This is a genomic window from Rahnella sp. P4_A8 (genome assembly GCF_056402435.1).
The window spans coordinates 36387-56638 of sequence record NZ_JBFUHK010000001.1 but is presented as its reverse complement, the minus strand read 5'-3'; the positions used below and the strand labels follow the sequence as shown (position 1 = coordinate 56638).

Sequence of the window (20252 nt, the reverse complement as noted above, 5' to 3'; positions counted from 1 at the left end):
AATTCTCTGGACGATATGTTTCAAGATAACCCGCTGCTCGCGCAGCTAAAACAGCAACTTCACTCTCAGACTCCGCGTGTCGAAGGCATCGTAAAAGGCACTGAGAAAGGCTTTGGCTTTCTTGAAGTAGACGGTCAAAAAAGCTATTTCATTCCGCCTCCGTACATGAAAAAAGTCATGCACGGGGATCGCGTTATCGCTTCCCTGCAAACCGAAAAAGAGCGTGAAGTCGTCCAGCCGGAAACATTGGTTGAACCTTTTCTCAGCCGTTTTGTTGGCCGCGTAACGAAGAAAGACGACCGTCTTTCTATCATTCCGGATCATCCTTTATTACGTGATGCTATTCAGTGCCGCGTTGCCCGCAGCATCAATCATGAAGTGAATGACGGCGACTGGTGTGTGGCTGAAATGCGCCGTCACCCGCTGAAAGAAGGCGACCACAGCTTCCAGGCTGAAATCACCGAATGGATCACCACCGGCGCCGACGATCTTGCGCCGTGGTGGGTCACGCTGGCACGTCATAACCTTGAACGTGAAGCGCCGAAATCTGACATTGCCGAGCTACGCGATGAAGGCCTGACCCGCGAAGACCTGACCGCCCTGCCATTTGTCACTATCGACAGCGGCAGTACGCAGGACATGGATGACGCGCTGTATGTGAAAGACAACAGCGACGGCACCCTGCAAATGACTGTCGCAATTGCTGACCCGACGGCTTACGTCAGCGAAGGCAGCGAGCTGGACAACATTGCGAAAAAACGCGCATTCACCAACTATCTGCCGGGCTTCAACATCCCGATGCTACCGCGTGAATTGTCCGATGATATCTGTTCCCTGTGGCCGGACGTCAGCCGTCCGGTTCTGGCGTGTTCTGTCACGGTAGGCGCAGATGGCACACTGGGCAGCGACATTCGTTTCTTCGCGGCGACTATCGAGTCGAAAGCCAAACTGGCTTATGACGACGTGTCTGACTGGCTGGAAGCGGATGAGAAAAGCGAATGGCAACCGGCCAGTGAGGTGATCGCCTCACAGATCCGCCTGCTCAAACGCGTCTGCGACGTGCGCAGCGCATGGCGTACCGAACATGCACTGGTATTTAAAGACCGTCCTGATTACCGCTTCGTGCTGGGTGAGAAAGGTAACGTGCTGGAAATCATCGCCGAGCATCGCCGCATTGCTAACCGCATCGTTGAAGAATCGATGATTGCCGCCAACGTCTGTGCCGCTATCGCCCTGCGCGACAGCCTCGGTTTCGGCGTTTATAACGTGCATACCGGTTTTGATCCTCTGCTGGTGGAAAACGCGGTCACCGTGCTGCAGGCGAATGACGTTGAAGCCAACGCTGAAGAACTGCTGACCCTGCCGGGCTTCTGCGCTCTGCGCCGTAAGCTTGATGCATTGCCAACCCAGTTCCTCGACAGTCGCATCCGTCGTTTCCAGACCTTTGCAGAAATCAGCACCACTCCGGGGCCGCACTTCGGCCTGGGGCTGGAAGCTTATGCGACCTGGACATCACCTATCCGTAAATACGGCGACATGGTGAACCACCGTTTGCTGAAAGCGATGATCCTGCAACAGTCTGCTGAAAAACCTCAGGACGACATGACCATTCAACTGGCAGAACGCCGTCGTGCCAACCGCATGGCCGAGCGCGATGTCGGTGACTGGTTGTATGCCCGTTACCTGGAAGATAAAGTCGGCACTGACGTTAAATTCAGTGCTGAAATTATCGATGTCACCCGCGGCGGCCTGCGCATACGTCTGCAAGATATCGGTGCCGTGGCGTTCATCCCTGCTCCGTTCCTGCACAGCGTGCGCGACGAACTGGTGTGCAGCGCCGATACCGGTACTGTCCTGATTAAAGGCGAAGTGGCCTACCGCCAGAGCGACATCATTGAGGTGAACATTGCTGAAGTTCGCATGGAAAACCGCAATGTGATCGCCAAACCGGCAGTCTAGGTTTCGCTTTTAGCGAAGGGAAAAAACCGGTCTCATGACCGGTTTTTTTATATGTAAAATTTACCTAGCTCCGTTAGCTCCCTCCCAGCCTCCTCCTTCGCAGGGGGAGGAGCGAAAAGCTTGCCCCTCAGATCTGATAGTCAATCACCGGCTCCCCGCCCGTCGCAAATACCTTCTCTTTGATCTCATTCACAGAAAGACCCGGATTACACAACTCAATAAACCGCCATACGTAGTTTCTCTGCAATTGCGCTTTCTTCAGTCCCAGCCAGACCGTATTGGCTTCAAATAAATGCTCGGCATTGATCAACTGCAGGCCGGTATCACGGGCGGCTTCAAATGCCTTATCTGCCAGGATGCCCACGCCCAATCCCAGCTCGACGTAGGTTTTAATCACATCAGAATCCTGCGCACTCAGCACGATATCGGCGGTCAGCGCGGCACGGCTGAAAGCTTCATCGAGACGGGAACGGCCAGTGATACCCTGACGATAGGTGATCAGCGGTTGTTCGCTCAGATGTTGTAACGTCAGCGGGTGTTGCAACGTCAGCGGATGCCCTTGCGGTACGACAATTGCGTGATGCCAGCGGTAATAAGGAAACGCGGCGACTGACGGATCATTCATCAGCTTTTCGCTGGCGATGGCGACATCCGCCTGCCCGCTCAGCAGCATTGTCAGCACTTCCTGTGGCGAGCCCTGATGCAACTCGAGGCGTACACCCGGATAAATTGCACGGAAGGCTTTGATGACTTTAGGCAAACTGTAACGCGCCTGAGTGTGAGTGGTGGCGATGGTCAGCACGCCCGCATCTTCTTTAGAGAAAACATCCGCAAGACGGCGGATATTCTGCGCCTCATTGAGAATTCTCTCGGCCACTGCCAGCAACTCTTTACCCGGCTCAGTCAGCCCCAGTAAGCGCTTTCCACGACGGATAAATATCTCAACGCCCAGCTCATCTTCCAGCTCGCGGATATGACGGCTGACACCTGACTGCGACGTGAACAGCATGTTCGATACTTCGGTCAGGTTGTAATTGCATCGCGCTGATTCCCGTATAATTTTGAGTTGTTGAAAGTTCACCGCTGTCTGCCTCTTTGCTTGCCGAAAACCCTATTGTTACGATCTGTTGCTATGCCAGACAAATAAGAAAAAGCGGTTACTTATGCTTTTTACGACTATAGAAATCAGGTGTCTGTTTTTTGGCTGCCATAAAAAAACGCCGGCAAGCAGCGTTTTTAAAGCATTCTCAGCAAAACGGTAACAATCAGCGGCTTACTCTGGCACCGGCGTCAAGACCGGTTTGCCGCCAAAATGCGCCTCAAGATTTGATAACACCAGGGTCAGCATATTTTCTACTGATTCCGGCGAACGCCCCGCGACGTGCGGCGTGATCACCAGATTATCCAGCGTGAGCATTTCCGCCGGCACCTGCGGCTCGCCGTCCACCACATCCAGTGCGGCACCGGCGATTTCGTTATTGTGCAGGCTGGCAATCAGCGCGGCACTGTCCACCACACTTCCCCGCGCAATATTAATCAAAAACCCTTCCGGCCCCAGCGCGCGCAGAATATTGCCATCCACCAGCCTGGCGGTATTTTTGCCGCCCGGCGTCGCCACCACGAGATAATCAGCCCACTCAGCCAGCTCAGTGATGGTGAGGAAATAACGGTACGGGCTGTCTTCCAGCGAACGCCGGTTGTGATACCCGATCGCCATATCAAATCCGCCCGCCGCGCGGCGGGCAATCAATGCACCGATATTTCCCAGCCCGATAATTCCCAGACGTTTACCCGCCATTCCCGGCGTATTCCAGCGCGTTTTTTTCCATTCTCCCGTACGTACAGCAGCATCAAACTGCGGGATTTTCCGCGTGACCGCCAGCATCAGCGCCAGTGTATGGTCAGCGACAGAAGCGTTATTGGTGCCGGGGCCATTCGTGACGTGAATACCGCGCTGTTTTGCAGCCGCGACATCAATATGTTCAAACCCCACACCCTGTGCACAAATGATTTCCAGCGCCGGTAACGCGTCCATTTCAGTTGCACTTAGTCCGATGCTGCCAATGGTTAATACCGCACGGATTTGCTGAGCAATCTGCGGCTCAAGGTTCGCACGTTGTTCAGGCGTCGTCGCAAAAAAGAGAGTAAAACCGGCCGCTTCGAACCGGTCAGGATAGCCAGCATCAAGTTCAACATGGCTGAGCAACGCGATGGTCATGGAGATTCCTCTGGATAAAGTCAGACAATAACTAGCAGGCTAGCTTTTTCGCTTTCACTATCGACGAAGCCCTTCCTCTTGTACAGCTTTTCGGCGGTTTACGGGAGAAGTTACGAAGTCCGGTCTACACTCGTTGTTATCGTCTGCGTGAACGCAGACGGCCCTTTTCGGCAATTTTTGTCAGATTTCCCTGAAACGGAGTGACGTCAAGTATGGCAAAGGCCCGATCCAGCAAGATAAGTAAACCTGCCGTAACAACGGAAGCAATCCGCACCCTTCCGGCGCATTTACAGGTTGATATTGCAGTAGATGAGTTTGGCGTACGTATTATCGAGCCTTACAGCGACGGTGAAATTGTGCGCAGTTTCGATTCCGGACACACCACACGGGTACGCGAAGGACTGCCGGTGCCTCTGGGGGCGACCTGGGACGGGCTGGGCGTAAATTTCGCACTGTTTTCAGCCAACGCCACCAAGGTGGAACTGTGTCTTTTTAACGAAAACGGCGAGCAATATGATGTGATCGAACTGCCGGAATATACCGATGAAGTCTGGCATGGTTATCTGCCGGATGCCCGTCCTGGCCTGCTGTATGCCTATCGCGTGCATGGTCCCTATGCGCCGCACGATGGTCACCGGTTTAATCCCGCCAAGTTACTGCTCGACCCTTACGCCAAGCAGATTGTCGGCGAACTGAAATGGGACGATGCTCTGTTTGCCTATGACCTGCAAAGCCCAAAGAAAGATTTGCACATCGATAACAGTGACAGCGCACCGTTTTTGCCTAAATGCCGGGTGATTGATCCGGCATTCTCGTGGGCCCGTTCACGTAAAAGACATATCCCCTGGGAAAAAACCCTGATTTATGAGACGCATGTACGCGGCTATACCATGCGCCATCCGGCAGTACCTGAGCATTTGCGCGGCACGTTTTCCGGCATGAGCACGCCGCATATCGTGGACTATATCCGTTCTCTCGGGGTCACGTCTGTCGAGCTGATGCCGGTCCACGCCTTCACCGATGACCGGCACTTGCAGGATAAAGGTCTGCATAATTTCTGGGGCTACAACACGCTGAGTTTCTTTGCGCCGCATCCGCAATATATGGCAACGCATACCGTCAACGAATTCAAACAAATGATCGCCACCCTGCACGCTGCGGGTATTGAGGTCATTCTGGATGTCGTTTACAACCATACCGCTGAAGGTAACGAGCTGGGTCCGACGCTGTCTTTTAAAGGTATCGATAACGCCAGCTATTACCGGCTGATGCCGGACAATAAGCGTTATTACATTAACGATACCGGTACCGGTAATACGCTCAATCTCAGTCATCCGCGCGTATTACAGATGGTCACAGACTCGCTGCGATACTGGGCAACCGAGATGCAGGTCGATGGTTTCCGCTTTGATCTGGCGACGATCCTCGGACGTGAAAGCTATGGCTTTGATGAGGGCTGCGGTTTTCTCGACACCTGCCGTCAGGATCCGATCCTCAGTCAGTGCAAACTGATCGCCGAACCCTGGGATTGCGGTCCCGGCGGCTATCAGGTGGGCGGCTTCCCGCCGGGCTGGATGGAATGGAACGACCGGTTCCGCGACACGGTGCGCAAATTCTGGCGTGGCGACGAGGGCCAACTGGCGCAGTTTGTCACACGGCTTTCCGGTTCAGCAGATCTGTTTAATCACCGGGGCCGCAAGCCTTATGCTTCCGTGAATTTTATTACTGCCCATGATGGTTTCACGCTCAATGACTGGGTGTCGTATGCCAGTAAACACAACGAAGCGAACGGCGAAGACGGCAAGGATGGCAGCGATAACAATATTTCGGCCAACTATGGTGTGGAAGGCCCGACTGACGATCCGGCCATCAATGAACTGCGGTTGCGGCAAATGCGTAATATGCTGGCGACGTTACTGCTTTCTCAGGGAACGCCGATGCTGCTTGCGGGTGATGAATTTGGCCGCTCGCAAAACGGCAATAATAACGCCTATTGTCAGGACACAGAGATTGCCTGGGTGAACTGGGATATTGGAGACAAAGGTCAGTCGTTGTTGCTATTCACCTACCGGCTCATTGCCCTGCGTAAGCGCTTCCCGATATTGCATCGCGGACGTTTCCTGACGGGCGCATTGCATGAAAAACTGGGAGTGAAAGATGTCAGTTGGTTCCAGCCACAGGGGCCGGAAATGACGGATGCGGCATGGAAAGATCCGCATGCCAAATGCATTGCGATGCTGCTTGACGGGCGCGCCCAGCCCACCGGTCTGGTTCGCCAGGGCTCACTAAGCACCGTGTTGCTGCTGTTCAACGCGTCACACGAAGACGTGGTGTTCACCTTGCCTTCGGTGGCGCACGGTGAAAGCTGGCGACATATTTTCGATACCTTCCAGCCGGACGACATCAACGAGCACAACTTTGAGTTTGGCCGCGAGTACGTCTGCACCTCCCGCACTGTCGTGTTGTTCGAGCTGATCAGCACCGCGAAACACTAAGACTTTGGCGCTGCTTCAGACAAGGAGGATCTGAAGCAGCGAAAACCTACTCCGGATCTTTCAGATAGGCTTTGAATTGTGGAGACATGTAGCTTTTAAACGTGTCGCCTTCTCTGGTGATGAGATACACCGCCAGATGCTGTTGCTCAGCCAGCGCCAGCGCTTTCTTCGTGCCAAGTACCATCAGGCCGGTATCCCAGCCATCCGCTTCCAGTGCGGTCGGTGCAATCACCGTGGCTGACACCAGCTTGTGCGTGATCGGCGAACCGGTCGCCGGATCAATGATGTGTGAAAGGCGTTTGCCGTTCAGTTCGTAATAATTACGATAACTGCCGGAAGTGCTGATCCCCATGCCCTGCAAATCAACAATCGCCTGCACCGCAGTTTCTTTGTCCGTCGGTTTCTGAACTGCCACCTGCCAGGGTTTATCCTGCGCGTTATGCCCGCGGGAAACCACCGCTCCGCCGACAGACACCAGATAATTGCTGATGCCGTTGCCTTCTATTAAACGTGCCAGATGATCGGTAGCGTAGCCTTCGCCCACGGTCGAGAGATCGACATACATCCCGGGTAAATCTTTTTGCAGGTACTGCCCGTCATTTTGCTGGATCACTTTAAGATGCTGTAAACCCGTGCGGGCGCGGGCGGCATCGATTTGCTCCGTTGTCGGGATTTTTACCGGCTGTTTGTCCGGCCCGAATCCCCACAGATTCACCAGCGGGCCGACAGTAATATCCATCGCGCCACCGGTCAGCCTGCCAATCCGGATGGAGGTAACAATCGCATCGGCCATTCCTTCACTGATCGGCTGCGGCACGTTGCCCTGATACTGATTAAAACGTGACAGTACGGAGTCATCTTTGTAAGTCGACAGCTGATGATCGTCTTCTTTAAGCTGTGCTTCAATTTGTTCGCGCAGCGCCGGTTCCCGGTTTTTATCCACTCCTGCCAGACTGACACGATAAAACGTGCCCATAGTTTTGCCCTCAATCACCAGCGGCTCAGGAATATGACGATCACAGGCAGATAAAAGGCTGACGCCGCACAACACAAGTGTACAGCGCAGATAAACCGGTATTGAGAACATGGAAATAACTCGATTAAGTGCCCGTCGCCGGGCATGAAAAGTATCAGGACAGTAAGGGGTGATGCTTAAACCACGCTGCAACGGACGCACCGTTGAACCATAGCGCAATAAAAATTACCGGCTGCGCTTGGCGTGGCGCTCCCAGTTTTCCTGTTTTGCCTGCGCGGTTTTCTTTAGTGCGACATAACAGGCTCCTGCACCGCCATCTTTCTGAACAGCGACGCAAAACGCTTGCACGTCATCCAGTTGCTGCAGCCATTTGGCAATATAACTGCGCACAATATTCGCATGACTTTCGTCTTCGCGGCCACGCCCATGAATAATCAGCAAGGTGCGTAAATTTTCAGCCTGTGCCTGACAGAAAAAGGCAAACAGTTCCTGACGGCACTGCTCAACAGGTTTGCGCAACAGGTTCAGGCTGGCTTCCAGCGGGTATTTCCCCTGCCGGAGTTTATCCAGCACTCCCTGCTGTACGCCATCGTGTTTGTATTCGAGAGGGTCATCGCATGGCTGAATATTCAGAAAGCCGGTAGTCAGCGGATTCTCACGTATTTCCGACTCAGGGTCTGCACTCACCTTGTGCCCCGCAACTGAGTTTTTGAGGTAGACCACCCGTTTATCCGACGCCAGTGGCTGTACACCTGCCATCTCCTGACTGAATAAATCATCATCTTCGCTCATCTGCTTACCTCTTTTTCAGCGGGGGGACTGCACCAAATTATCGCCATAAACCCGCTGCGGGTAAAGTCACACGCCTGCGGAACTGCGTCGGTAAAAATTCCGGAAATGCCCTGCCCGCCGTTAAAACTCATTTTTATATCTATACTTAGCTGCTGGGGAAGAAGTAAACCAGTGAGCTTGTGCTTGCGTTCCCCGGCACAATTGAGGAGAAAAAATGCCTTACCTTGATGATCCCTTGATTATTTTCACTGACCTTGATGGCTCACTGCTCGACCATCATGATTACAGTTGGCAACCCGCGCAGCCCTGGCTGGATAAACTCTCGGTGGCACAGGTTCCGTTAATTTTAACCACCAGTAAAACCTCAGCCGAAGTGGCGGAACTGCAGGCTGATCTGAATCTGACACAGCAGCCTTTTATTGCAGAAAATGGCGCAATCATTCATCTGCCACCTGACTGGCGGGATGAGGACGCCGCGCCGTTTCACCTTTCCGGCGCGAGTTATCGCGAGATCCGCCAGGTTTTAGTGGAACTACGCCAGCGTTATGATTTTGAGTTTCGCGGCTTTGGTGATGTTACGGCGAAACAGGTCGCAGTCTGGACCGGACTGGCGGTCAAGGACGCGGCACTGGCGATGCAACGTGACGCTTCTGAACCGCTGATCTGGTTCGGTAATGATCTGGATTTCGCGCACCTGAAAAAATGTCTCACGCGCGAAGGCCTGTCACTGACACGCGGCGGGCGTTTCTGGCACGTAATGGGGGCTGGTGCCGGTAAAGGTCAGGCGGTGCAATGGTTAACGGCGCGCTATCAGCAAAAACGCGGTCATCCGGTGTTAAGCATAGGTCTGGGAGATGGCCCTAATGATTTATCTATGCTGGAAGCGGTGAATTACGCCGTGGTGATCAAAGGCCATCATGAGCATGAAATGCCGCTACAGCGAGACGATGTGACACAGGTTTTTCGCACCGATGAATTTGGCCCGCGCGGCTGGAGTCAGGGGCTGAATCATTTTATTACCCTTCTCTGAAGGAAAAATGGAAAAGGTAAAATACTTTATTAACAGTTGGTTTCCACATTGTTTATCGTTCTGTGTTTGCAGAGAAGACTTCCAATAATTTTATCTATTCTAAAATTGGAGAATACCGTATGAGCGATTTTTATCAGGATGGTGTCATTACTAATTTTCATAATCTGACGAACCGCAAAGTCGAAGAACTGGAATACGATCTGCAGGTGTTCTCCGGCCGCCGTTCAATGGGATTAATATTACCGTCGTTATTTTCAGAACTGGAAGGTCCGGCGCTGACGCGCATTGTCGACGAGCTGACGAAAGTCCCGTATCTGGAAGAAATCGTTATTGGTTTAGATCGCGCTGACCGTGATCAATTTTTATTTGCCCGCGAATTTTTCTCCCGCCTGCCGCAGCGTCACCGCATTTTATGGAATGACGGTCCGCGCCTGACTGCACTGGATGAGGAGCTTAAGAAAGAAAACCTTTCCCCGAATGAACCGGGCAAAGGCCGCAATGTGTGGTTTTGTGTCGGCTATACGCTGGCCTCGCGCCGCACCTCAGTGGTCGGGCTGCATGATTGTGACATTGTCACGTACAGTCGCGAGATGCTGGCTCGCCTGATGTATCCGGTGGCCAATCCCAACTTCCATTACGATTTCTGCAAAGGTTATTACGCCCGTGTAGCAGACGGGAAATTCAATGGCCGCGTCGGTCGCCTGCTGGTTTTCCCGTTGCTGAAATCCCTGCAAATCGTTTACGGCCACTCTGATTTTCTTGAGTATCTGCGCACCTTCCGTTACCCGCTTTCAGGTGAATTTGCGATGCGCACGCATGTTCTGAACGATTTGCGCATTCCGAGTGACTGGGGGCTGGAAATTGGTGTGCTGTCAGAACTGCACCGTAATACGGCGACCAAGCGTATTTGTCAGGTGGATATTGCCGACAATTACGACCATAAACACCAGCCGATGTCAGAAGAGGATGCGTCTAATGGTTTACAGCGCATGAGTATTGATATCACCAAAGCGCTGTATCGTAAGATGGCTATTCTCGGCGTGAATATTACCAGTGAGTCTTTCCGTATTCTGAAAGCGACCTATTATCGTAATGCGCTGGACATGATCGACGGATTTGAAAATGACGCCAAAATGAACGGGTTAACTTTTGACCGTCACAGCGAGGAATCGGCGGTAGAATTATTCTCAGGCGCGATCATGGAAGCCGGTCAGGCTTTTGTGGATACGCCGAGCGAAAAGCCGTTCATTCCAAGCTGGAGCCGTGTGCAGTCCGCCTTCCCGGACATGCTGGACCGCATTCATGAAGCAGTCGAAAAAGATAATGAAGGCGATGTGTAACGCCTTTTAAAAGAATTACCGCAGAAAGTAAAAACGCTGCAATCGCAGCGTTTTTTTATGCATAAATTTCAGACTGGCGTTACGCGGCTTCTTTTTTCCCTGGGAAAAGTAAGCTGGCAATGATGCCTAACGCCAGAACACCCAGCACCACGTAAAGGCTGGCTAATGCGCTGATTTCAATCCCGTGATGCCACAGATGGTTACTGGAATTCAGTGCCAGTTTTGCCGCCACGAAGAACAGCAGGAAGATCACTGATTTCTCCAGATGCACCAGATATTTACGCAGAGCCTCGAGCACGAAATACATCGTACGTAAACCAAGCACGGCAAACATCATGGCGGAATAGACGATCAGAGGTTCACGGCTGACAGCGATGACGGCAGGTACGCTGTCAAACGCAAACATCAGGTCTGAAATTTCAACCACAGCAATGCACAGCAATAACGGCGTTGCATAACGTACGCCCTTCTTCACCGTAAAGCTGAAGCCCTGATTTTCCGGCTTCGCCAGTTCAGCTTCTACCTGCTCACTGCTGACCAGAAAATGTGGCCCCACCAGTTTCGGGAACACCGGGAAGAAACGACGTACCATACGGTTAGCAATATGATCGGAGTAATCATCATTTTCTTCATCATCGCTGGAGGCGCGCATCATCAGAATAGCGGTCCAGAGAATGACAACGGCAAACACCATTTCCACCCATGGCCCCAGCGCCAGCAGGCTGGTACCAATCACCACGAAAATCCCCCTGAAGACAATTGCGCCAATCACGCCCCAGTAAAGAATGCGGTGACGATAGCCATCCGGCACTTTAAACCAGGTAAAAATGGCCATAATCACAAACAGGTTATCAATGGAAAGCACCTGTTCCAGCGCATAACCGGTAAGGAAAAGACTGGCGACTTCTTTGCCGTGATGGATATATAAGAATCCGGCAAAACCAAGAGAAACAGCGATCCAGAATAGGGTCCAAAGGGAGGCACTTTTCAGGCCGATAGGCTTATGACTGCGGTGGGCAAAGATGTCAGTCAGCAGCGCCGCAACAGCTACAACGATAAAAACAAGCGTGGTTTCAAACGGAAAACCCAGAGAATCAGACTGCATTACACCTTTCCTAAAGTAAACGAAAGCTAAACGAATTCAGCCATTGTAAGCGGTTGTGAGGTGAATGGGTATCAAAGTCGATCCGGTACGGCGTTTTATGCCATAATCCGATGCGTCTTTTACGGCAAGAATTGCAAAAAACCTTGGTCAATAACGAACCAAAACGGATAATGAAATAGACGTTTTCTCTCCTAAATTGATTCAATCTACTTATTCTCTAAAATTTAAATATTCTTTTTACTGATAATTTGATCCAGCTTTGAATCTCATTGATTCTCAATTGGGCTTAATTCTCAGTGCAGATCAAAATAATGAGAAAAAAAACCCGTTAAAAAACGGGGTTTTTTAACATTTCGCCCTTTTAGCTACTTATAGCTACTTATCACTCGCTGCAAAAGATGTTAAAATTGACCCATATCAATATTGCCAGAGTGACTCTTATGATCCCGGAAAAGCGTATTATTCGACGTATCCAATCTGGTGGCTGTGCAATCCATTGTCAGGACTGTAGCATCAGCCAGCTTTGTATTCCTTTCACGCTGAACGAACATGAACTCGATCAGTTAGACAACATTATTGAAAGGAAAAAGCCGATCCAAAAAGGTCAGGCATTGTTTAAAGCCGGTGATGAACTGAAGTCTTTATATGCGATTCGCTCAGGCACCATCAAAAGTTACACCATCACTGAGCAAGGCGACGAGCAAATCACAGGCTTCCATCTTGCGGGCGATTTAGTGGGTTTTGATGCCATTGGAGGCTTACAGCATCCAAGTTTTGCGCAAGCTTTGGAAACGTCTATGGTTTGTGAAATTCCGTTTGAGACCCTCGACGATCTCTCCGGAAAAATGCCGAATCTGCGCCAGCAAATGATGCGCCTGATGAGCGGTGAGATAAAAGGCGACCAGGATATGATCCTGCTGTTGTCGAAGAAAAATGCTGAAGAACGACTGGCTGCATTTATCTACAACCTCTCCCGCCGCTTTGCGCAACGTGGTTTCTCTCAGCGCGAATTCCGCCTGACCATGACCCGTGGCGACATCGGTAATTACCTCGGCCTGACCGTGGAAACTATCAGCCGTTTACTCGGTCGTTTCCAGAAATCAGAAATGCTGAGCGTAAAAGGTAAATACATCACCATTGAGAATCATGAAATGCTTTCTCAATTAGCCGGTCAGTCTGCTCCGGTTTCTGCCTGATAAATATTGAGTCGGATCTGCAAAGAATAATTTGTTGATCCGACTCAATTTCTCCTCTGTCCGATTGCTTAATCTTGGTTTACTCTGTACTTAATACACTGACCGCCGTTCTTCTACAGGTGTTAAGGAGTCCCCATGGCTAAGTATCAGAATTTACTGGTTGCTATAGACCCCAATCAGGATGACCAACCCGCGCTACGTCGTGCCGTTTATCTGGTGCAACGTAATGGCGGCCGCATCAAAGCCTTCCTGTCGATTTATGACTTCTCCTATGAGATGACCACCATGCTGTCGCCCGACGAACGGACCAGTATGCGACAAAGTGTGATCAGCGAACGGGAAGAATGGATTAAAGAACAGTGCCGGTATTATGTCGAAGCGGGCATTCCCATTGATGTCAAAGTTGTCTGGCATAACAAACCTTTCGAAGCCATTATTCAGGAAGTCGTTTCCAATAATCACGACTTGTTGTTGAAAATGGCTCATCAGCATGACCGCCTTGAGTCTGTTATTTTCACTCCGACTGACTGGAACTTACTGCGTAAATGTCCGTGTCCGGTATGGATGGTAAAAGACCAGCCGTGGCCGGAAGGCGGCAAAGCGGTGGTTGCTGTCAACCTTTCCAGCGAAGAACCTTATCACRACCCGCTCAACATTAAACTGGTGAAAGAGACCATTGAGCTGGCGTCTCACGTTAATCAGACGGAAGTCCATCTGGTCGGCGCCTATCCGGTTACGCCAATCAATATTGCTATTGAACTGCCGGACTTCGACCCAAGCGTATATAACGACGCCATCCGCGGTCAGCATCTGATTGCGATGAAAGCGTTGCGACAGAAATTCCAGCTTGATGAAAAATATACGCACGTGGAAAAAGGCCTGCCGGAAGAAGTCATTCCTGACCTTGCAGAGCATTTGCAGGCAGGTGTGGTTGTTCTTGGTGCGATTGGCCGCACCGGCCTTTCTGCCGCATTTTTGGGGAATACTACCGAACAGGTGATCGACCATCTGAAATGCGATTTGCTGGCAATCAAACCCGATGATTTCGAATGCCCTATTACGTCAGATGACGACGAAGAAGATGAAGACGAGTAAAGTCTGATTCATACAAAAAATAAAGGCCAGTCAACTGACTGGCCTTTTTGCATTACGGATTTCGATTGATTACAGCGCGCGCAGGATTTTCTCTACGCTTTCTTTAGCATCGCCAAACAGCATTTGGGTATTTTCTTTGAAGAACAGCGGGTTCTGCACACCGGCATAACCGGTATTCATTGAACGTTTAAACACAATCACGTTCTGCGCTTTCCACACTTCCAACACTGGCATACCGGCGATTGGGCTGCGCGGATCTTCCTGCGCGGCCGGGTTCACGGTGTCATTGGCACCAATAACCAGCACCACGTCGGTATCGCTGAAATCATCATTGATTTCATCCATTTCCAGCACGATGTCATACGGCACTTTTGCTTCGGCCAGCAAGACGTTCATGTGGCCCGGCAGACGCCCCGCAACAGGGTGAATACCGAAACGCACCTTGATGCCTTTCGCGCGCAATTTCGCCGTGATGTCATGCACCGGATACTGTGCCTGAGCAACTGCCATGCCATAGCCAGGAGTGATGATTACCGAGCTGGCATTTTTGAGCATGTCAGCCACATCTTCCGCGCTGGCTTCGTGATATTCACCCATCTCTTCAGCATCACCGGTAGAAGAACCGTCAGTACCGAAACCGCCTGCAATCACACTAATGAACGAACGGTTCATGGCTTTACACATGATATAGGACAGAATTGCACCGGAAGACCCCACCAGCGCACCGGTGACGATCAGCAGGTCGTTGCTGAGCATGAAACCTGCCGCAGCCGCAGCCCAACCGGAATAGGAGTTCAGCATGGAAACCACAACCGGCATATCCGCGCCGCCGATGGAGGACACCAGGTGCCAGCCAAACGCCAGTGCGATCAGGGTCATGATCAGTAATGCGAGAACCTGCAGCCCTACGCTTTCAGTGCGAACAAACATCACCATCAGCAGGAAGGAAATGACCAGTGCAGCCAGATTCAGTTTATGCCGGTGTGGCAATGCCAGCGGTTTGGAAGAGATGATCCCACGCAGTTTGCCGAACGCCACAATCGAACCGGTAAAGGTCACTGCGCCGATGAAGATACCGAGGAATACTTCGGTCAGATGGATATTTTCCATCACACCTTCCATCGGCACAACACCGTGATCCAGATAGCTGTTAAAGCCCACCAGAACCGCCGCCAGACCCACGAAGCTGTGCAGAATCGCCACCAGTTCAGGCATTTCGGTCATTTCGACTTTACGCGCCAGATAAACACCGATCGCACCGCCAATCACCATAGCAACGATGATCCAGCCAACATTGCCGGAGTCAGGTCCAAGGATGGTCGCGATTAACGCGATCGCCATCCCGGTGACACCGAAAATGTTACCCTGCTTGGATGTTTCATGTTTTGACAACCCAGCCAGGCTGCAAATAAACAGAATTGCGGCAACAATATATGCTGCTGTTACTAAACCCCCAGACATATATTCCCCTTAGTTCTTACGAAACATCTTCAGCATGCGCTGAGTGACGGTGAATCCGCCGAAAATATTGATACTGGCAATCAGAACAGCGACGAAGGACAGGAAACTCACCCAGCCGCCGTGACCGATTTGCAGTACGGCACCGACCACGATAATCCCGGAGATGGCGTTAGTCACCGACATCAGCGGGGTATGCAGCGCATGACTGACATTCCACACCACGTAATACCCGACCACGCACGAAAGCGCGAATACGGTAAAGTGGGAAAGGAATTCTTTCGGGGCAACGTTCGCCAGCCAGCCAAACAGCACAATAGCCACAGCCATAATGATGAATTTGGTCCACGGCGACGCCGGTTTGGCTTCAACTTTGGCAACAGGCTCTGCGGCTTTCGCAGCCTGAGGCTGAGCAGAGACCTGAATCGGCGGCGCAGGCCAGGTGACTTCGCCGGATTTCACGACTGTTACACCGCGCACAACGGTATCTTCGAAATCAATCTCGATTTCACCGTTCTTCTCTTTGCACAGCAATTTCAGCAGGTTAACCAGGTTGGTGCCGTAAAGCTGGGAAGACTGCGTGGGCAGACGACTTGGCAAATCGGTATAGCCGATAATCTTCACGCCGTTTTCAGTGGTCGTGATTTTGTCTGCTACTGTCAGCTCACAGTTACCGCCTGTCTGAGCCGCCAGATCGACGATCACACTGCCCGGCTTCATAGAGGCAACCATCTCTTTGGTGATGAGCTTCGGTGCAGGACGGCCAGGGATCAACGCGGTCGTGACGATAATGTCCACTTCTTCGGCCTGCGCCGCAAACAACGCCATTTCCGCTTTAATGAACGCTTCGGACATCACTTTGGCATAACCGTCGCCGCTGCCTGCTTCTTCCTCGAAATCCAGCTCGAGGAATTCAGCGCCCATACTTTTGACCTGCTCTTTCACTTCCGGGCGGGTATCAAACGCACGGACGATAGCACCGAGGCTGCCAGCTGCACCGATAGCAGCCAGCCCAGCCACACCGGCACCGATAATCATCACTTTTGCCGGTGGCACTTTACCCGCAGCAGTAATCTGCCCGGTAAAGAAACGACCGAACTCATGCGCCGCTTCAACGATCGCACGATAACCGGCAATGTTAGCCATTGAGCTCAGGGCATCAAGGGATTGCGCACGGGAAATACGCGGCACAGAATCCATAGCCATTGCCGTCACCTGACGGTCGGCCAGTTTTTGGATCAGATCAGGGTTTTGCGCAGGCCAGATAAAGCTGACTAACGTGGTTCCCGCCTGTAATTTATCGATTTCATCGTTTTCTGGCGCATTAACCTTCAAAACGATATCTGAGTGCCATACATCATCACCGCTGACGACTGATGCCCCCGCTTGCTCATAAGCCGAGTCTTCAAAGCTGGCTAACTTACCGGCCCCCTGTTCGATAGCGACCGTAAAGCCGAGTTTCAACAACTGCTCCACCGTTTTCGGCGTGGCTGCAACCCTGGCTTCATTGGTCAACCGCTCTCTTGGTACACCAATACGCATAGTATTCCCTTCACCCTTTTCATTGATGATTTTTGTCATCGACATAACAATTCAAGTACAAGCCCGTCGGTTCATAAGCCACCGAATTTTATTTTTTCAGGCTGACTATAACCTACTGAATATCTAATCAATAATCTACGTATCACAGCGATAGACAGGTWATTATTATTAAAAAAGTCGATATGGTCCGCAAACCTGCTGCAAACCCTGAGAAACAAGCCTTTAATCCACCTCATAACAACCGTAACACCGGATCAATCACTCAGGATCCTTCTACCATAACCCGCTCGGACTGGGCATAAAAGTTAGAAAATAGTGAATAATTAACATTTATTTCACTACTTGGATTATTCAACAAACTTATATAAGTTATGCGCAGTAATAAAAGTGATGTGATATACCGGTAGCACACGCATTATTGCCATAAATTGCTGAGACACTTGGCATTGTTACATGCAATAATCGTCCGCTAACCTGTTACACATCAAGAATTCAGCACGTTTCAACATTACTGCGCAAGGTGGAAGGATTTTTTATGAAGCTGACAAAAACGATCATCGCATCGGCCCTGTTTTCTGTTTCTGCGCTGTCTGCTGCACATGCCGCGCAGGAAATTAGCCCGCAGAAAGCCGCAGCCATCAAGCCTTTTGATCGCATTGTTATTACCGGGCGGTTCAACACGCTGGGCGACGCCGCTGACGCCGTTTCCCGCCGTGCCGATACGCTGGGTGCAGATTATTTTTATATTCAAGATACCAACAGCACTAACAATAGCGGGAACTGGCGCGTAGTTGCAGACATCTATAAAAAAGATGCGCCAGAAATCAGCAATGATCCTCACTACCGTGTTATCAACGGTGTGGTTGAGCTGCCTAAAGATGTTGCTTACGGCCTCGAACCTTTCGATACCGTCACCGTGAACGGTTTCTACCGCAGCCAGCCAGACGTCAACGATGCCATTACGAAAGCAGCGAAAGAAAAAGGGGCGTATTCCTTCTTCATCGTTCGCCAGATTGATGCCAACAGCGGCGGCAACCAGTACATCACTGCATTCATTTATAAGAAAGATGCACAAAAACGTGTTGTTCAGTCTCCGGATGCTATCCCTGCTGATTCTGAAGCCGGTAAAGCAGCACTGGCAGCGGGCGGAGCAGCAGCAGCCAAGGTCGAAATTCCGGGTGTGGCATCCTCTGGTAGCCCAAGCCGTGATGTTGGCCGTTTCTTTGAAACGCAGTCATCAACTGGTAAGCGTTACACTGTCACTGCCACTAACGGTGCAAAGATTCAGGAAGTGAATGACGTAACTGCCGCACAGATGGTTCCGTTTGATTCCACCACTTTTACCGGCCACTTCAACAGCACCACGGATGTTTCGCAGGAAGTCGCGAACCGTGCGGCTGCCAAGGGTGCCAAGTTCTACCACATTACCCGCCAGTGGCAGAACAAGAGCGGTGGCAACCTGACTGTAAGCGCAGACTTCTTCAAATAAGTCTGAATGACAGACAGCAAAAAGGCAGCCCAGGTGGCTAATGCTGGTCACTTAAGGAAATGAGGTCCGTGAATTTGGGCCTTCGATGAAGAAAAATAGCGCTATAAGCCTGATTCCTTCATTATCCTTTGAAGCACAAAAATGAATTTGTATTCATAAAAATGCTTAACTGATCGGCATTAGCCCTGGTGGCTGCCTTTTTTTTGCCGCGAACGCCCTTGCGGCCCGCTTAGTTTCCCCAGGTACGTTCCAGCACATTCACCCAGTTTTTGTAGCAGATTTTTTCCAGCAGCGCATTGCCGTAGCCCGCTTTGCGCAGGGCTTCAACCAGCACCGGTAACCCGCGCACATCCTTCAAAAACGGTGCCATCGATGCGCCATCAAAGTCTGATCCCAATCCGACCCCCTCCTCACCCAGATGCTCAACCAGATAATCCATGTGACGTACCATAATATCGGTGCCGGTATCATCACTGCGTTTACCGTCTTCACGCAGGAATGGCACCGCAAAGTTCAGCCCGACGAAGCCCTGGCTTTCTTTGATGGCGTGCAGCTGCTTATCGGTCAGGTTACGTGACTGCGGGCAGATACTGAATGCGTTGGAATGGCTGGCCACCAGCGGCGCATCACTTAATTCAGCCACCTGCCAGAAGCCTTTTTCATTCAGATGAGAGAGGTCAATCATGATGCGTTTCTGGTTACAGGCTTTCACCAGACGCACACCCGCCTCTGTCAGCCCCGGTCCGGTATCCGGTGAGGTCTGATATTTAAACGGCACACCCTCACCGAAGATGTTCGGACGACTCCATACCGGCCCCAGGGAACGCAGCCCCATGCTGTAAAGCACATCAAGATTATACAAATCCTCATCAATTGCCTCGGCGCCCTCAATATGCATAACCACAGCTAATGCATGGTTATGCATTGACTGCCTGATCTCCTGCGCGGTACGACAAATTTTCACCTTGCCCTGCGATTGCGCTTCGATTCTCAGCAGGAACGCCATCATGCCAAATGTGACATCACGTGCAAAATCGAAAGAAGGTGTAGGGGAAAAATCAGGATGTTTTTGAGTACCTTCGGGCAGAAAACGGGGGTCCACTGAACGATCCGGCACGCTAATTGCTAGATCAATATCCGGAGTCGGCACCCAGGCGGCGAAAAGCCCGCCAGCAAAGCCTGCTTCACGACAGCGCGGCAGGTCCAGTTGTCCGCTGGCGGGCCCCTGAAGGAATGCGCGTTCAGGATCCTGATGATGTTCTGTCCAAAGTTGCAGCAAAACATCGTTATGTCCATCAAAAACCGGCATTAATTCTTCAGTTCCGTGCGCTACGTTATTCATAAAAAAGGTCTACCTTTGATTAAGCATGACTAAGACAACGGAGATTTGTTCATGCGGGGTGCAGTAATGGAGTCATGCTGCACCAGCTTTGAACAAACACAGTACGCTTCACATTAGTTTTTTCGATATGAAACGTCGACGAGTGCAAAGCAACCGTTTTTCATTTAAGCCAGTTGCCTGGAGTTAAGTCAAGGGTTTGCCACCGTAATTTTTAA

At 51.2% G+C, this 20252-nt stretch carries 15 protein-coding genes; 7 read left to right on the top strand and 8 right to left on the bottom strand.

Annotated elements, in window-relative coordinates; genetic code table 11:
* Window positions 1-15 precede the first annotated feature (15 nt).
* The gene (locus tag AC1DUO_RS00230; RefSeq protein ID WP_013575555.1) at window positions 16-1959 is read left to right on the top strand and encodes an exoribonuclease II; all 1944 of its coding nucleotides are present in this window, start codon (window positions 16-18) and stop codon (window positions 1957-1959) included.
* 127 nt (window positions 1960-2086) lie between these two features.
* On the opposite strand, the gene cbl is transcribed toward AC1DUO_RS00230, so the two are convergent.
* Together cbl and AC1DUO_RS00220 are read right to left on the bottom strand one after the other, a co-directional pair.
* Window positions 2087-3040: an HTH-type transcriptional regulator Cbl gene (gene cbl, locus AC1DUO_RS00225; protein WP_013575556.1), complete on the bottom strand. Its 954-nt coding sequence runs from the start codon at window positions 3038-3040 to the stop codon at window positions 2087-2089.
* A gap of 192 nt (window positions 3041-3232) precedes the next feature.
* Window positions 3233-4177: a 2-hydroxyacid dehydrogenase gene (locus AC1DUO_RS00220; RefSeq protein WP_015689943.1), complete on the bottom strand. Its 945-nt coding sequence runs from the start codon at window positions 4175-4177 to the stop codon at window positions 3233-3235.
* Between the two features lie 212 nt (window positions 4178-4389).
* Here AC1DUO_RS00220 and glgX point away from each other — a divergent pair, with 212 nt between their 5' ends.
* Window positions 4390-6672, top strand: a complete 2283-nt coding sequence (glgX, locus tag AC1DUO_RS00215; RefSeq protein ID WP_013575558.1) for a glycogen debranching protein GlgX — start codon at window positions 4390-4392, stop codon at window positions 6670-6672.
* A gap of 46 nt (window positions 6673-6718) precedes the next feature.
* Here glgX and apbE read toward each other — a convergent pair whose 3' ends face one another.
* Both apbE and smrA read right to left on the bottom strand, forming a co-directional pair.
* The gene (gene apbE / locus AC1DUO_RS00210; RefSeq protein ID WP_119261650.1) at window positions 6719-7759 is read right to left on the bottom strand and encodes an FAD:protein FMN transferase ApbE; all 1041 of its coding nucleotides are present in this window, start codon (window positions 7757-7759) and stop codon (window positions 6719-6721) included.
* A gap of 114 nt (window positions 7760-7873) precedes the next feature.
* Window positions 7874-8440, bottom strand: a complete 567-nt coding sequence (gene smrA, locus AC1DUO_RS00205; RefSeq protein WP_015689944.1) for a DNA endonuclease SmrA — start codon at window positions 8438-8440, stop codon at window positions 7874-7876.
* A 214-nt stretch (window positions 8441-8654) separates the two neighbouring features.
* Between smrA and AC1DUO_RS00200 the strand changes: the two genes are divergently transcribed.
* Window positions 8655-9470 (top strand): mannosyl-3-phosphoglycerate phosphatase-related protein, encoded by an 816-nt coding sequence (locus AC1DUO_RS00200; RefSeq protein WP_119261651.1) that lies wholly within the window; start codon window positions 8655-8657, stop codon window positions 9468-9470.
* Window positions 9471-9589: 119 nt separating this feature from the next.
* The gene (locus tag AC1DUO_RS00195; protein WP_013575562.1) at window positions 9590-10810 is read left to right on the top strand and encodes a glycosyltransferase family protein; all 1221 of its coding nucleotides are present in this window, start codon (window positions 9590-9592) and stop codon (window positions 10808-10810) included.
* Between the two features lie 79 nt (window positions 10811-10889).
* Here AC1DUO_RS00195 and AC1DUO_RS00190 read toward each other — a convergent pair whose 3' ends face one another.
* Window positions 10890-11915, bottom strand: a complete 1026-nt coding sequence (locus AC1DUO_RS00190; RefSeq protein WP_119261652.1) for a TerC/Alx family metal homeostasis membrane protein — start codon at window positions 11913-11915, stop codon at window positions 10890-10892.
* A gap of 440 nt (window positions 11916-12355) precedes the next feature.
* Between AC1DUO_RS00190 and AC1DUO_RS00185 the strand changes: the two genes are divergently transcribed.
* Together AC1DUO_RS00185 and uspE are read left to right on the top strand one after the other, a co-directional pair.
* Complete coding sequence (locus AC1DUO_RS00185; protein ID WP_013575564.1) at window positions 12356-13111, top strand: FNR family transcription factor; 756 nt, start codon at window positions 12356-12358, stop codon at window positions 13109-13111.
* 135 nt (window positions 13112-13246) lie between these two features.
* Window positions 13247-14206, top strand: coding sequence for a universal stress protein UspE (gene uspE, locus AC1DUO_RS00180; RefSeq protein WP_477986131.1), 960 nt, complete (start codon window positions 13247-13249; stop codon window positions 14204-14206).
* A 69-nt stretch (window positions 14207-14275) separates the two neighbouring features.
* Here the strand turns inward: uspE and pntB are convergent, their stop codons facing one another.
* The gene (gene pntB / locus AC1DUO_RS00175) at window positions 14276-15667 is read right to left on the bottom strand and encodes a Re/Si-specific NAD(P)(+) transhydrogenase subunit beta (protein ID WP_013575566.1); all 1392 of its coding nucleotides are present in this window, start codon (window positions 15665-15667) and stop codon (window positions 14276-14278) included.
* Window positions 15668-15676: 9 nt separating this feature from the next.
* The gene (pntA, locus tag AC1DUO_RS00170) at window positions 15677-17206 is read right to left on the bottom strand and encodes a Re/Si-specific NAD(P)(+) transhydrogenase subunit alpha (RefSeq protein WP_119261653.1); all 1530 of its coding nucleotides are present in this window, start codon (window positions 17204-17206) and stop codon (window positions 15677-15679) included.
* 535 nt (window positions 17207-17741) lie between these two features.
* Between pntA and ydgH the strand changes: the two genes are divergently transcribed.
* Window positions 17742-18695, top strand: coding sequence for a DUF1471 family protein YdgH (ydgH, locus tag AC1DUO_RS00165; RefSeq protein WP_013575568.1), 954 nt, complete (start codon window positions 17742-17744; stop codon window positions 18693-18695).
* Between the two features lie 229 nt (window positions 18696-18924).
* On the opposite strand, the gene AC1DUO_RS00160 is transcribed toward ydgH, so the two are convergent.
* Complete coding sequence (locus AC1DUO_RS00160) at window positions 18925-20037, bottom strand: dipeptidase (protein ID WP_119261654.1); 1113 nt, start codon at window positions 20035-20037, stop codon at window positions 18925-18927.
* Window positions 20038-20252 lie beyond the last annotated feature (215 nt).